At 71.9% G+C, this 13,097-nt stretch carries 15 protein-coding genes; 12 read left to right on the top strand and 3 right to left on the bottom strand.

What is annotated here, in order from left to right; translation table 11 throughout:
• Positions 1–78 precede the first annotated feature (78 nt).
• The 4 genes from ACFYYF_RS17020 (at position 79) to ACFYYF_RS17005 (ending at position 2,052) form a co-directional block, all read left to right on the top strand.
• A complete protein-coding gene (locus ACFYYF_RS17020; protein ID WP_388776297.1) occupies positions 79–381 on the top strand; it encodes a CBS domain-containing protein in 303 nt (100 codons plus the stop codon).
• 81 nt (positions 382–462) lie between these two features.
• Positions 463–777 carry an SCO5918 family protein gene (locus ACFYYF_RS17015; RefSeq protein WP_388776294.1) on the top strand — a complete coding sequence of 105 codons (315 nt, stop codon included), beginning with the start codon at positions 463–465 and terminating at the stop codon, positions 775–777.
• A gap of 482 nt (positions 778–1,259) precedes the next feature.
• Complete coding sequence (locus ACFYYF_RS17010; RefSeq protein ID WP_361694035.1) at positions 1,260–1,604, top strand: MerR family transcriptional regulator; 345 nt, start codon at positions 1,260–1,262, stop codon at positions 1,602–1,604.
• A 100-nt stretch (positions 1,605–1,704) separates the two neighbouring features.
• Complete coding sequence (locus ACFYYF_RS17005; RefSeq protein ID WP_361694033.1) at positions 1,705–2,052, top strand: hypothetical protein; 348 nt, start codon at positions 1,705–1,707, stop codon at positions 2,050–2,052.
• 16 nt (positions 2,053–2,068) lie between these two features.
• On the opposite strand, the gene ACFYYF_RS17000 is transcribed toward ACFYYF_RS17005, so the two are convergent.
• On the bottom strand, positions 2,069–3,307 hold the full coding sequence (locus tag ACFYYF_RS17000) for a threonine/serine exporter family protein (protein WP_388776291.1): 1,239 nt from the start codon (positions 3,305–3,307) through the stop codon (positions 2,069–2,071).
• Between the two features lie 382 nt (positions 3,308–3,689).
• Here ACFYYF_RS17000 and ACFYYF_RS16995 point away from each other — a divergent pair, with 382 nt between their 5' ends.
• From ACFYYF_RS16995 to ACFYYF_RS16975, 5 genes are all read left to right on the top strand, one after another.
• The gene (locus tag ACFYYF_RS16995; RefSeq protein WP_388776288.1) at positions 3,690–5,159 is read left to right on the top strand and encodes an APC family permease; all 1,470 of its coding nucleotides are present in this window, start codon (positions 3,690–3,692) and stop codon (positions 5,157–5,159) included.
• The gene (locus ACFYYF_RS16990) at positions 5,156–5,593 is read left to right on the top strand and encodes a hypothetical protein (RefSeq protein WP_388776286.1); all 438 of its coding nucleotides are present in this window, start codon (positions 5,156–5,158) and stop codon (positions 5,591–5,593) included. Before ACFYYF_RS16995 ends, ACFYYF_RS16990 begins: the two co-directional genes overlap by 4 nt.
• Entirely contained in the window at positions 5,590–6,954 is a 1,365-nt protein-coding gene (locus ACFYYF_RS16985; RefSeq protein ID WP_388776285.1) for a dipeptidase, read from the top strand. The genes ACFYYF_RS16990 and ACFYYF_RS16985 overlap by 4 nt, the downstream gene beginning before the upstream one ends.
• Before the next feature lie 63 nt (positions 6,955–7,017).
• Positions 7,018–7,617 carry a hypothetical protein gene (locus ACFYYF_RS16980; protein ID WP_388776283.1) on the top strand — a complete coding sequence of 200 codons (600 nt, stop codon included), beginning with the start codon at positions 7,018–7,020 and terminating at the stop codon, positions 7,615–7,617.
• A 107-nt stretch (positions 7,618–7,724) separates the two neighbouring features.
• Positions 7,725–8,120, top strand: coding sequence for a helix-turn-helix transcriptional regulator (locus tag ACFYYF_RS16975; RefSeq protein WP_361694021.1), 396 nt, complete (start codon positions 7,725–7,727; stop codon positions 8,118–8,120).
• Between the two features lie 21 nt (positions 8,121–8,141).
• Here ACFYYF_RS16975 and ACFYYF_RS16970 read toward each other — a convergent pair whose 3' ends face one another.
• A complete protein-coding gene (locus ACFYYF_RS16970) occupies positions 8,142–8,639 on the bottom strand; it encodes a molybdopterin-dependent oxidoreductase (protein WP_388776280.1) in 498 nt (165 codons plus the stop codon).
• Positions 8,640–8,856: 217 nt separating this feature from the next.
• On the opposite strand from ACFYYF_RS16970, the gene modA reads away from it, so the two are divergent.
• The 3 genes from modA to ACFYYF_RS16955 all read left to right on the top strand — a co-directional run bounded on the left by modA (position 8,857) and on the right by ACFYYF_RS16955 (position 11,979).
• Positions 8,857–9,702: a molybdate ABC transporter substrate-binding protein gene (gene modA, locus ACFYYF_RS16965; RefSeq protein ID WP_388776278.1), complete on the top strand. Its 846-nt coding sequence runs from the start codon at positions 8,857–8,859 to the stop codon at positions 9,700–9,702.
• Positions 9,703–9,870: 168 nt separating this feature from the next.
• Entirely contained in the window at positions 9,871–10,755 is an 885-nt protein-coding gene (modB, locus tag ACFYYF_RS16960) for a molybdate ABC transporter permease subunit (protein ID WP_388776276.1), read from the top strand.
• Between the two features lie 141 nt (positions 10,756–10,896).
• Complete coding sequence (locus tag ACFYYF_RS16955; RefSeq protein WP_388776274.1) at positions 10,897–11,979, top strand: ABC transporter ATP-binding protein; 1,083 nt, start codon at positions 10,897–10,899, stop codon at positions 11,977–11,979.
• A gap of 123 nt (positions 11,980–12,102) precedes the next feature.
• Here the strand turns inward: ACFYYF_RS16955 and ACFYYF_RS16950 are convergent, their stop codons facing one another.
• Complete coding sequence (locus ACFYYF_RS16950) at positions 12,103–13,035, bottom strand: FkbM family methyltransferase (RefSeq protein ID WP_388776272.1); 933 nt, start codon at positions 13,033–13,035, stop codon at positions 12,103–12,105.
• Positions 13,036–13,097 lie beyond the last annotated feature (62 nt).

Here is a 13,097-nt window from a genome sequence, read left to right as displayed (position 1 = left end):
TCTCCCGCCCGCGAGGCGAGCGGGGCCGAGGACCGGCATCCGCGCTCCGCACCCCACCCACCCAGCAGGAGGCACCCTTTGACGCTCGTTCAGGCGCAGCCGTGTTCCGTGGGCCCCGCACCGTCCGTCCTCGCCTGCCCCGAGGACCCGTCCGGGCCACGGGTGAGGGACGACATGACGGTCGAGGTGGCCCTGACCCTGATGACGAGCGCCCGTGTCGGGTCTCTGCTCGTGTGCGACGAGGACGACCAGTTCACGCACTCGGTCACCGAGGCCCAGCTGACCGTCGTCCGCGACGGCTGCGCGTACACGGACCGCGTCCGCGTACGCGACGTCCTCGGCCTCCGCCGCACCCCTGGCGCTCCCGCCCTCTCCCGCTGAGACCCCGGCGCCACGCCGTCCCGCGACGTCCCCCTTCGGAGCCGGCCCCGACCGGCTCCCTCCTGCCACTTGTGAGGCCCCATGCGCTGTGTGATCGCCCGCTTCCCCTTCGACCTCTCCAAGAGTGGAGTGCTGGAGTCGATGAAGGGGATCAAGCCCGAGCCGATCACGGGCGAGTTCGTGATCATCGGCCGCTGCCGCTACCCCGTCAAGCAGGTCGGCGAGGTCATCACCCGCCAGGACCGCCGTGACTTCACGAGCGGGGAGGTGAGCCGGGCCATGGCCCGGCTCGGCTTCACCTGCCGCGCCCCGGAGACGGCCGCACCCCGGCGCGCGCTCACCCCGCTCCAGAACGCCTCGTCCCTGCTCGGCGGCCCCGCCCCGCTCGGACTCTGAGGACGTCCACTCGCACGAGGGCACATGAGGGCCCCGCCGGTACGGACCGGCGGGGCCCTCATCGGTGTGCGCGCAGCCGCGTTCCGCGGAATCCTCATGCTTCGAACACTCAAAATCTGCCTTTGCCACGCTAGACATCAAGTTGTGACGTGGTTAGGGTTTCTTGTACAGACAGCGCCGGTCCGGCGGAGTTCACTCCCGGTCCGGCGAGTGAACGACTCGAGGCCAGGACGGAGAAGCAGACGCCATCAGGATCGCCCGGACCGGGAACAGCACGGCCGGGTGCAGCAAGAGCCCGGAATGGACGGTGGTTCCCGGTCGCGCACACACGATCCCCGCTCACCCGCCCCGCACGCGGGCCCGGTGACGGAAACAGAAGCTCGGCTCCGCGGTAGCGAGCCGTCAGATGGTGTTCAATTTCCTTCGGGGCCCTGGTGCCGTACGGCAACGGGGCCCCTCGACGCGTGCTACGACGAGGTGAAATGACAGCGGACACTCCACTCGGTGGTCGTCTCGACGACGACGACTATCCCGCGTACACGATGGGCAGGGCCGCCGAGATGCTCGGCACGACGCCCGGCTTCCTGCGAGCCATCGGCGAGGCCCGCCTGATCACCCCGCTCCGCTCCGAGGGCGGCCACCGCCGCTACTCCCGCTACCAGCTCAGGATCGCCGCCCGCGCACGCGAACTCGTCGACCGGGGAACCCCGATCGAGGCCGCCTGCCGCATCGTCATCCTGGAGGACCAGCTCGAGGAGGCCCAGCGCATCAACGCCGAGTACCGGCGTGCCGCGCAGGCCGCGCCCGAGAGGTCCAACGCGGGCTGACCCCACCGCAGCGGCGGCCCTCCGGAACGTCCGCCCCCGGTCGCCGCCCCCGGACTCACCGACGCGCCCCGCCAGTACGACGTACAGGAAGTGGCCAACGATGATGTACGACCAGACACGCGCCCAACAGCCTCCGGACGGGCGGGCCGGCTCGGCCGGACGTCGTGCGCCGGGCCCGGAACCGCTGCTCGGGGAGAGCGAGCGGGCCGAACTCACCGGGCGGCTCAACCACGCGCTCAACACGTTCGCGCACAGCCCTCTCGAAGCGCTGGAAGAGGCCGAGACCGCGTTCGACGAGGCCGCGGCGCAGCTCATGAGCGCCCTCACGGAACGCCGGCGGGCCCTCCACGCGGGCTGGCACGGCCAGGACCCCGGGACCCAGGGCGAGGAACTGCGCCACGCGCTGCGGCAGTACCGCGAGATGACACAGCGGCTGCTGCGCATGTGAGAGCGGGGACGGTCCTTCAGCGCTCGGTGCCCGCCGGCTGTGCGAGGGCCGCTCCGAAGACCAGACCGACGGCGATGGCCGTGACGATCGTGACGAGTTTCAGCAGGTCGCGGAAGCCCTCGATGACGTAGCCGCCGGCCAGAGTGGTCAGCCCCCGCATGCCGAGGGAGCCGACGGTGAGGGTGAAGAAGCCGGGGAGCACCAGCACGAGCCGGGGCGGCTGGTGCGGCCTCAGAGTCAGCCGGGTCGCGACGGCGGCCAGGACGGCGGCCGCGACGAACGTTCCGCCCGTCTCGCCGATCGCCTTGGTGGCCAGGGACTGCACGGCCACGGTGAGGTACACCAGCACGAGCAGGGGCACCAGCAGCCGGAAGGGAATCGCGAAGGCCAGCAGGGTGCCGACCGTGAAGACGATCCAGCTCAGGAAGAGGGCCCAGCGCGGCAGATCGGACGCGGCGGCGAGGTCGAAGAGGGCGCGGGTCGAGGTGCCGGTGAGGAACAGGCCGAGCAGGACACCGACGTAGAGCTGTACGAGCAGGAACGCGGAGTAGACGAGCCGGATCGCGCCGGTGGTGATGTTACCGGCGGCGAGTTCGGCCGCGGCGGCGCTCAGATAGTCGCCGGGGACGAAGAAGAAGAGCGCCGGCAGCATCAGCAGGACGGGGCCGCCGTGCGAGGTGTCGCGGGCGAACACCTCGACGGTGATCACGGAGACGGTGGTCGAGACGACCAGCGGGAGCACCGTGGCGAACCGGGGGATCCGGTCCGCCGTGACGGCCAGCACCGCGGCGACGGTGCCGAGGACCGCGGTGGCGCCCACCTCGTACCACGTGGACTGCATCAACGGCGCGAAGCCCAGCGTGAACAGGACGATGCCGAGCAGCTTGAGCCACCACGGGTAGGGCGGCCGGGACGACTCGATCGCGGCCAGCCGCCGGTCCGCCTCGGCCACGCCGATCCGGCCCGCGCCGACGTCCTGGACGAGCGGTTTCAGCGCGACGACCTGATCGAGCCGGAAGACCTCGGGGAAACCGCGCAGGGTCACCGTGCGGGAGCCGCCGCCGGTGCCGACGGTCAGTGCCGCGCCGTCGGGCACGAGAAGGACGGAGGCTTCGGCGCCGAGGGCACGGGCGGTGTTCCGGACGGTGCGCTCGACGATGCCGGCGCCCTCGCCGCTGGACCGCAGCAGCAGCCCGGTCAGCCGGGCCAGGAACGCGGCGACGTCGTCCGGGGCGGCCCGTGTGTCCGGTCCCATCGGCCGCCTCCCCTCGACACCCGGCCCGCCACCCGCGGGAGTGCGCGCGCGGACCCGCCCCCAGCCTGCGGACCACCCGCTTCCCGCGGCCACCGAAGCGCTCCGAACGGGTGAAGAAGCCGTACCCGGCGGAAACCGGCCCCGCCGACCCGGACCCAGGAGGAGACACCGAGCCGGCCAAGTCCCGCCGACCCCGACCCGGGACGAGACACCGGGACCGGCCGAGGGCGCTGTCCGGCCCCGCGGTTCATGCGGGGACGGGGTCGAGGTCGGGGGCGGGGGAAAGCGCTGGTCACCCGGACGGGTCACCTGGCGGGCGGTGGTCTTCACTCGCACGGAGGCTGGCGTCATCGCTTTCGACCCGCGAACTAGGAGGGGTCCGATGAGCTCGATGGACATGCCGGCCGAGGCACCGCGGCCCGCGGCGCGGACCGCGCACGCCGCGATCCCGGCGGCGCCGCGGCTCACCTGGCTGACGCTGGCGCTCATGACGACCGCCTCGGTCGCGAGTCTGCGGGCCGCCCCGACGATGGCGGTGTACGGCCTGGCCTGCGTGTTCCTGTACCTGGTCCCGGCGATCGTGTTCCTGCTGCCGACCGCCCTGGTCTCGGCGGAGCTGGCCTCGGGCTGGAACGGCGGTGTCTACCGCTGGGTGAGCGAGGGACTGTCCAAGCCGCTCGGATTCCTCGCGGTGTGGTGCCAGTTCGCGATGACGATCTTCTACTACCCGAGCCTGCTGGCCTTCGTGGCAAGCACGATCGCGTACATCATCGACCCCTCCCTGGCGTCCAGCGGCCTCTACACCGCGATCGTCATCGTGGTCCTGTACTGGACCGGCGTCTGGGTCTCCTCACGCGGCACCAAGGCCCTCGCGGGACTGTCCAGTTGGGGCCTGGTCATCGGCACCCTGGTGCCCGGCACGATCCTCGTCGTGCTCGGCATGGTCTTCCTGGCCCAGGGCAACCCGTCGGCCGCGCCCATGACGGCCAGTCATCTGCTCCCGGAGTGGACGGGCCTGGCCAGCCTCGTCCTGATCGTCAACAACTTCCTCTCGTACTCCGGCATGGAGATGAACGCCGTCCACGTGTCGTCGCTGAAGGACCCGGCGAAGGAATACCCGAAGTCGATGTTCCTGGCGATGGGCCTGGTGCTGCTGATCTTCATCCTGCCCGCGCTGGCCATCAGCTGGGTGGTGCCCGCCAACCAGACCAGCCTCACCGCCGGCGTCATGCAGGCGTTCGACGCGTTCTTCTCGTACTTCGACATCGGCTGGATGACACCGATCGCGGCGGTGATGCTGATCTCCGCGTCGCTGGCGGGCATGCTGACCTGGCTCGCCGGACCCTCCAAGGGCCTGCTGGAGATCTCCCGCAGCGAGGGCTATCTGCCGCCGTTCCTCCAGCAGTTGAACCGGTTCGGCATCCAGCAGAACATCCTGGTGACCCAGGGCATCGTGACCACGGTGATCGCGCTGGGCTACGCCTTCATCCCCAACGTGTCCAACGTGTACTGGATCTTCTCGACGATCACCACGCAGGTGTACCTCATCGTCTACCTGCTGATGTTCGTCGCGGCGATGCGGCTGCGGAAGAACCAGGCCGATCACCCGCGCGGCTACCGCGTCCCGGCCCTCAACCTGGTGTGCGTCGTCGGCTTCCTGGCCTCGGCCGCCGCCATGGTCATCGGATTCGTACCGCCCTCGCAGTTCGGCAGCAACAGCGTCCTGGTCTACGTCGTCATCATCGGCTGCGGCCTGGGCATCCTCGGTCTGCTGATCCCCTGGGCGTTCCTGAGGTTCCGCAAGCCGAGCTGGCAGACGGAGGCCGCGCGCGAGGAGGAGGCGGGGGCATGAGTCCCACCCGGTTCGCATCCGAGCACAAGTGGCTCTACTGGGGCGCGATCGTCGTGCTGCTCGGCCTCGTCGTGGCCGGCCTCGTGCGCTACAAGGCCATCACGTCGAACAACAAGGCCACGAGCAAGGCCAACCAGCTCGCCGACGCCGCGGTGGAGGCCGGACTGCCGCGCCCCGACACCGACTTGATCGCGAGTCTCCTCGGCACCGACGGCGGCCTGGTCTGCGACGACCCGGCCAGCGCCCTCAAGTCGGCGCTGTGGAAGATCAACGTGTCCAACGGCGCCGCGTTCGTGGGCCAGCGGCCCGTCATCGGTGACGGCAGGGCGCTCCAGGCGGAGGCGACGATCATCGAGATCTACTGCCCGGAGAAGCTGGACAAGATCCAGGACAAGCTCGACGACCTGAAGACCGACGACACGGTGAGGCGGTGACCGTGACCGAACTCGCCGAGAAGATCGCCGGGTTGATGGGACGGGCGAAGGACGACCTGGCCGAGCTGGTCGCGATCAAGTCCGTCGCCGATCCGCGCCAGTACCCTCCCGAGGAATGCCGCAGGGCCGCGGAGTGGGTGGCCGACGCCTTCACCGCGGCGGGGCTCCACGACGTGCACCTCGCCGAGACCCCCGACGGGAGCCACGCGGTCATCGGCCACCGCCCGCCGCCGCCCGGCGCACCCACCGTCCTGCTGTACTGCCACTACGACGTGCAGCCGCCGCTGGACGACGACGCCTGGACCACACCGCCCTTCGCCCTCACCGAACGCGACGGCCGCTGGTACGGACGCGGCACCGCGGACTGCAAGGGCAACATCGTGATGCACCTGACCGCCCTGCGGGCGCTCGGCGACGACATCCCGGTCGGCCTGAAGTTCGTCGCCGAGGGGTCGGAGGAGCAGGGCACGGGCGGCCTGGAGAACTACGTGGCCCAGCACCCGGAGCAGTTCCTCGCCGACGCGCTGCTGGTGTGCGACACCGGCAACGCGGAGGTCGGCACGGGCACCGCCACCGTCACCCTGCGCGGCCTCGCCAACATCGTCGTCACCGTCGGCACGCTGGCCGGGGAGATCCACTCGGGCATGTTCGGCGGCCCCGCCCCGGACGCGCTCGCCGCGCTGATCCAGATGCTGTCCACCCTGCGCGACCCGGTCACCGGCGCCACCCGTGTCGAAGGGCTCGACTGCGAGGGCGTCTGGGAGGGCGTCGGCTACGACGAGGAGCAGTTCCGCGCCGACGCCGGCGTCCTGGACGGCGTCCGCCTCACCGGGACCGGCACGGTCGCCGACCGGCTGTGGGCTCGCCCCGCCGTCACCGTCCTCGGCATCGACTGCCCGCCGGTCGTCGGCTCCGCGGCCGCCGTACCGCCCACCGCGCGGGCCCGGGTGAGCCTGCGGATCCCGCCCGGCACGGACCCGGCGGCGGCCCGCGCGGCCCTCACCCGGCACCTCACCGAGGCCGCGCCCTGGGGAGTCCGGGTCGGTGTCGAGGACGAGAGCGCGGGCGCCCCCTTCCGGGCGGCCACCGACGGCCCCGCCTACGCGGCGCTCGGCCGCGCCATGGAGGAGGTGTACGGCAGACCCATGGCCTTCCTCGGCCAGGGCGGCTCCATCCCGCTGTGCAACGTCCTCGCCGAGACCTACCCCCGCGCCGAGATCGTCCTCATGGGCGTGGAGGAACCCAAGTGCCTCATCCACGCGCCCAACGAGAGCGTCGACCCGGCCGAGATCGAGCACATGGCACATGTCGAGGCGCTCTTCCTCCGCGCCTACGCCGCCGACGGGGCCCGCGGCCGCTGAACGTATCCGCCCGCCCGCGCGTCCCCGTACCGACGGAACGGTACGGGGGACGGGGAGGGCCCGATGAACAGGCGGAGCAGGATCAGGGACACGGCCGGCGTCGTGGCGGCGAGTGCCGCGGCGCTCGTCGCGGTCCAGGGGTCGAGCGCCGGCGCGGCGGCCGACGAGAGCGGGGCCGCGGGGCGTACGACGGTGTGCGTCGGCACCCGGCCGACGGGCAGCCTGCCCGGACCGGAGGGACAGGAGTCCTCGCTGTACCGGGTGCTGGGTTACGTCGAGAAGCGGGGCGAGACACGCTACGCGAGCGTGTTCACCGGTCTGTCCGTCGACGAGGACGCGAGGACGGCGGACGTGTACCGCATCCCCTCCGAGGAGTTCGACGCCGACGTCTGCGCCCACGCGGAGAAGGGGATACGGGTGCGGCTGCACGACACCGACGTCACCGCGCGCCGGCTCCAGGCCCTGGTCGAGACCACCGGCGACCGCATGGACCGCTGGGACGGCCGGTTCGACCTGCGTGAGGTCGGCCCGGACCCCGCGGGCTTTGTGTTCTTCGGCGTCGACGACCCGGCCAAGGCCGATCTCATCCTCAAGAAGGACCTCGGCCCGTTCTGGGCGAAGCACATCAGGGTGGAGTACGTGGGACAGGCGTCGCTCGACTGACACCGGCGACGGGCCCGGCGGGACCCTCACCGCGCCGCGGGACCGCCCCGCGCCGCGCCCGGGGGTCGGCTTGCAGGGGTGAGAAGCACCTGCATATCGTCGCGGCCATGCAGTCCTACACCATCGGCCAGGCCGCCCGGCTCCTCGGCGTGAGCCCCGACACCGCCCGCCGGTGGGCGGACGCCGGGCGGGTGGCCACCCATCGGGACGAGAGCGGACGGCGCCTGATCGACGGCCGCGACCTCGCCGCGTTCTCGGTGGAACTCGCCGGAACCGGAGGCGAGGAGGGCGTCACGTCCTCCACGTCCGTCCGCAACGCCTTTCCCGGCATCGTCACCGCCGTCAAACTCGGCGACGTGGCGGCCCAGGTGGAGATCCAGGCGGGACCCCACCGGCTGGTCTCCCTGCTGACCAGGGAAGCCGTCGAGGAGCTGGGCCTGGAGGTCGGCGTGGAGGCCACCGCCAGGGTCAAGTCGACCAACGTGCACATCGACCGCGCCTGACCGGCCACCGGGCACGGACGCTCAGCCGGGCAGCCCGGTTGGCCATGACGGGTAACGGCCGTCCACCCGGATGCTGTTGATACCGCTGATGTGCCGCGCCCCGCACCGGTCCTGCGGCAGGACCAGCTGCGGCCCGGCCCGGTCCAGCGGCGTGCCGTCGATGCCGACCGCGAGCAGCACGGGAGCGTCCGCGAAGTCGGGGTCGATCTCGGCCCAGGTGAGCAGTGCGTGATGGCCGTCGGCACCCGCCACCGCGATCAGGAAGCGCAGCCGGTCCTTGCGACGGGACGGATCGAAGCGGGGACCGGCGTCCCGCAGCACGTCGTGCAGCAGCGGGCCCTCGAATCCGTGGTGCCGCACACCGCTGGTGGCGCACTCGAAGGCGACCCGCACCCGGTGCTGCGGCCAGGCGAGCAGATCGGGCACGGTCAGCAGGGCGGGCCGGGCGAGGTCACCGCTCAGAGCGAGTTCCGCGAGCGGGGGAGCCGGCGGTGTCGGCTGTGTCAGGGACTGGCTCACTGGACAGCACCTCCCGGTGGACCGTACCCCGCGGGCAGTCCGGGGCAAACGCACATGCGTACATCCGAAGCCCGTGGGCACAGCTCATGCGATGCGACAGGAGACTTACAGCTCGCATATGCGGAAGTATGATCAGGCCATAGCAGAACGTGAGCTCAGGACTGAGGATCACGACGGAGGCTTCAGCGAGCCTCAGAGTCTTCGAGGGAGTAGATCCGTGACGACCCGATCCGCGCGCCGGACCCGCCGCACCACCCGGACCCTTCAGGCGGCCGGCGTCGGTGCCGCCGTACTGCTGACCCTGAGCGCCTGCTCCTCCTCCGACACGTCCGACGCGGACAAGGCGAAGACGTCGGCCTCGGCGTCCTCCTCGCCGAAGCTCTCCGGCACGGTGACCGTGTTCGCCGCCGCCTCCCTGAAGGAGAGCTTCACGGCCCTTGGCCAACAGTTCGAGAAAGCCCACCCGGGCACCAAGGTCAGCTTCAGCTTCGGCGGCAGCGACAGCCTCGCGGCGAGCATCACGGGCGGCGCCCCGGCGGACGTCTTCGCCGCGGCCAGCCCGAAGACGATGGCCATCGTGACGGACAAGGGCGACGCGGCGACCACCCCCGAGACCTTCGTGCGCAACCAGCTCGAGATCGCCACCCTGCCCGGCAACCCGGACAAGATCTCCTCCCTGAAGGACCTCACCAAGTCCGGCCTCAAGGTCGTCCTGTGCGACAAGACCGTGCCGTGCGGCGCCGCCGCGCAGAAGGCGCTGGACGCTAGCGACCTGAAGCTCACCCCGGTCTCCTACGAGCAGGACGTCAAGAGCGCCCTGACCAAGGTGGAACTGAAGGAGGCGGACGCGGCGGTCGTGTACAAGACCGACGTGAAGGCCGCCGGTGACAAGGTGGAGGGTGTGGAGTTCCCCGAGTCCGCCGACGCCATCAACGACTACCCCATCGCCCTGCTCAAGGACGCCCCCAACACCGCGGCGGCCAAGGCGTTCATCGACCTGGTGCGGTCCCCGGAGGGCCAGAACGTGCTGACCCAGGCCGGCTTCCTGAAGCCCGCCTCCTGACCCCGGCCGCATCCGTCCTGCCCTGGCCCGGCACGCGCCGCATCCGTCCCGGCGTGGTCCGGCACGCGCCGGCTCCGTCCGACGACGGCCCGGCGCGTGCCGCACGGCGCGTCCTCCCGTGCGGCGCGCCCCTTGAAGCGAACGCCCTGGAACCCGTCTCCTGAAGCCATGAGTGATCCCGTGACCTCGCCCGACACGTCCGGCTCCCCGGCCGCCGACACCCTCGCCGGCGGACCGCGGCGCGGGCGCGGCCGGACGCCGGGCCGGGTGCGGGGCGGAACCCCGCTCCCCCTGCTGGTGCCCGCCCTCGTCGGGCTCGCGTTCCTGCTCCTCCCGCTGGTCGCGTTGATCGTGCGGGCTCCGTGGCGCAGCCTGCCGGAACAACTGGCGAAGCCCGAGGTGTGGCAGGCCCTCCAGCTCTCCCTGTTCTCGGCCACGGCGGCCACCGCGGTGAGCCTGGTGCTCGGGGTGCCGCTCGCCTGGCTGCTGGCCCGTACGCGGTTCCCGGGCCGCGGACTCGTCCGGGCCCTGGTCACCCTTCCGCTCGTCCTGCCGCCGGTGGTCGGCGGTGTCGCGCTGCTGCTGGCCCTCGGCCGCAACGGCGTCGTCGGGAAGCTGCTCGACTCGTGGTTCGGGATCACGCTGCCCTTCACCACGGCCGGGGTGGTCGTGGCCGAGGCCTTCGTGGCGATGCCCTTCCTGGTGATCAGCGTGGAGGGCACCCTGCGGGCGGCCGACCCGCGGTACGAGGAGGCCGCCATGACCCTCGGCGCCTCCCGCTTCACCGCGTTCCGCCGGGTCACCCTGCCCCTCATCGCGCCGGGCATCGCCGCCGGTTCCGTGCTGGCCTGGGCCCGCGCCCTCGGCGAGTTCGGCGCCACGATCACCTTCGCGGGCAACTTCCCAGGCCGTACCCAGACCATGCCGCTGGCCGTCTACCTGGCCCTCCAGAGCGACCCCGACGCGGCGATCGCGCTGAGTCTCGTCCTGCTGCTGGTGTCGATCGCGGTGCTCGCCGGACTGCGGGACCGCTGGATGACGGCGGCCTCATGACGGACAGGGACACGAGGACGAGCGTGATGACGCACGCGGTACGGGGACGCCACACGGCGTCCGCACCAGGACGGCACCCGGCGTCCGTACGAGGCCGATGCCCGGCGCAGGCCGTCCGCACGAGGGTGAGGTGATCGCGTCGTGAGCGAGGCGAAACCGGCGGCGAAGGCCGCACCGTCCGGCACGGGCCTGGACGCCCGTCTCGTCGTCCGGCGCGGCTCGTTCCGCCTCGACGTCGAACTGTCCGCCGCCCCCGGGGACGTCGTCGCGCTGCTCGGCCCGAACGGCGCGGGCAAGACGACCGCGCTGCGCGCGCTGGCCGGGCTCACCCCGCTGTCCGAGGGCGGCCGGCTGTTCCTGGACGGCGCCCGCCTGGACCGTACGCCGACGGAGGCCCGCCCCGTCGGCGTCGTCTTCCAGGACTACCTCCTCTTCCCGCATCTGTCCGCGCTCGACAACGTCGCCTTCGGGCCGCGCTGCCAGGGCGTGCCCAAGGCGGAGGCCCGCGCCCGGGCCGCGGCGTGGCTGGAGCGCATGGGCCTCGCCGAGTTCGCCGGGACCAGGCCGCGCCGGCTGTCCGGCGGACAGGCGCAACGGGTCGCCGTCGCCCGCGCCCTCGCAACCCGTCCCCGGCTGCTGCTGCTCGACGAACCGCTCGCCGCGCTCGACGCCCGCACAAGGCTGGACGTGCGGGCCCAGCTGCGGCACCATCTGGCCGACTTCGAGGCCGTCGCCGTCCTCGTGACGCACGATCCGCTGGACGCGATGGTGCTGGCCGACCGGCTCGTGGTCGTCGAGGACGGCCGGGTGGTCCAGGAGGGCGGCCCCTCGGACATCGCGCGCAGGCCGCGCACCGACTACATCGCCCAGCTGGTCGGGCTCAACCTCTACCGGGGCGAGGCCGAGGGTCACACCGTACGGCTGGACGCGGGCCCGGCGATCACCACGACCGAGCGGCTGGACGGGCCCGTCTTCGTGGCGTTCCCGCCGGGCGCCGTGACCCTCCACCGCGACCGCCCCACCGGCTCCAGCGCCCGCAACCTGTGGCAGTGCCGTGTCGCGGGTCTGGAGACGCACGGCGACCAGATCCGCGTGGCCCTCACCGGCGAACTCGCGCTCGCCGCCGACCTGACGACGGTCGCCGCGGCGGAACTCGGCCTGCATTCCGGCTCGGCCGTCTGGGCCACGGTGAAAGCGGCCCAGACACACGCCTATCCGGCCTAGGGGCCGCCGGTGGACGGAGCCCGACCAGTGGATCCGTCCCGTCCCGCAGACCGAGCCTGGCCGCGCTGCCCGAACTGCCCGGACAGGCCTGGGCCGCGGGAGGCGGGACAGACTTCCGGCCGCCTACCTGCCCGTCGGGACCGCCGTCGCGCGGACCATCACGCAGTCGAACTCCACCACCCGGCCGGTCGCCTCCTCCCGCGACACCGGGTACATGCCGGTGATCTCGAAGCCGCGCTCCTCGTACACGGCGATGGCCTCGCCCATGCGGGGGCTGCCCTCGTACAGCCGCAGTGTCGCGACCTCCGACTGCATGCCGACGAACTCCCCCGCGCGTTCCCCGGCGCCCGCGAACACCTCCAGGTCGTAGCCCTGGGTGTCCATCTTCAGATAGGGGCGGGGGTCGTCGACGCCGGCGAGGGCCGTGTCCATCATCCCGTCGAGACGGCGGACCTCGATCCTCTCCGTACGGGTCTTGGCGAAGCGCTTGTAGCGTCCCTTGCCGTAATCGCTGGGCGGGAGAAAGGAGTTCATGGTGTTCCAGCCCACGTGGATGGACTCGGTGGTGTCCTCCCGGCCGAGACCGACCTGGTGCACCTGCCAGTCGGGGTCCTCCTCGGCCGTCTGCCGCAGCTTCCCGAAGGCCTCCGCGGTCGGTTCGAAGGAGACGATCCGGCCGGTGTAGCCGAGGCGGCGCAACTGGCGGCCGTACTGACCGGAGTTGGCGCCCACGTCGAAGACGCAGTTCACCTCGTACCGGTCCAGCAGGGCGGTGACGTGCTGCCCGCAGAGGTAGGACGCGGCCGAGAGCTGGAACCCCCGTTCGTCGGCCGCCGTCTCCTTCTCGTCGAGCAGCAGACGGGCGCCGGTGCCCCCGAGCGGCACCTGCTTCCAGGCCGCCGTCCGCCCCCGCAGCACCAGATCGGCGCCGTTGCCGAGGGCGACGCGTCTGCGCACACCGCGCCGGTAGACCACCGCGGCTCCCGATCCGAGATCCAGCACCTGCACCCCCATCCGGGGAAGCAGACCTAGCAGCTTTCGGTGAAGGGTCGCCATGAACCACACCTTGTCAGACATCCCCGCGTGTCCACCGGCAGTTGGTTGAACCGCCTTTCGGC

The sequence above is a fragment of the Streptomyces sp. NPDC001914 genome (genome assembly GCF_042891215.1).
In the GTDB taxonomy this organism is placed as follows: Bacteria; Actinomycetota; Actinomycetes; order Streptomycetales; family Streptomycetaceae; genus Streptomyces.
The sequence above is the reverse complement of the archived record's forward strand: the minus strand, read 5'-3'. Positions and strand labels throughout refer to the sequence as shown.

Excerpts from the sequence above, each read along its gene's own strand:
- ACFYYF_RS17015 (WP_388776294.1), top strand. The coding sequence starts at position 463 with ATGCGCTGTGTGATCGCCCGCTTCCCCTTCGACCTCTCCAAGAGTGGA.
- ACFYYF_RS17010 (WP_361694035.1), top strand. The coding sequence starts at position 1,260 with ATGACAGCGGACACTCCACTCGGTGGTCGTCTCGACGACGACGACTAT.
- ACFYYF_RS17005 (WP_361694033.1), top strand. The coding sequence starts at position 1,705 with ATGATGTACGACCAGACACGCGCCCAACAGCCTCCGGACGGGCGGGCC.
- ACFYYF_RS17000 (WP_388776291.1), bottom strand. The coding sequence starts at position 3,307 with ATGGGACCGGACACACGGGCCGCCCCGGACGACGTCGCCGCGTTCCTG.
- ACFYYF_RS16995 (WP_388776288.1), top strand. The coding sequence starts at position 3,690 with ATGAGCTCGATGGACATGCCGGCCGAGGCACCGCGGCCCGCGGCGCGG.
- ACFYYF_RS16990 (WP_388776286.1), top strand. The coding sequence starts at position 5,156 with ATGAGTCCCACCCGGTTCGCATCCGAGCACAAGTGGCTCTACTGGGGC.
- ACFYYF_RS16980 (WP_388776283.1), top strand. The coding sequence starts at position 7,018 with ATGAACAGGCGGAGCAGGATCAGGGACACGGCCGGCGTCGTGGCGGCG.
- ACFYYF_RS16975 (WP_361694021.1), top strand. The coding sequence starts at position 7,725 with ATGCAGTCCTACACCATCGGCCAGGCCGCCCGGCTCCTCGGCGTGAGC.
- modB (WP_388776276.1), top strand. The coding sequence starts at position 9,871 with ATGAGTGATCCCGTGACCTCGCCCGACACGTCCGGCTCCCCGGCCGCC.
- ACFYYF_RS16950 (WP_388776272.1), bottom strand. The coding sequence starts at position 13,035 with ATGGCGACCCTTCACCGAAAGCTGCTAGGTCTGCTTCCCCGGATGGGG.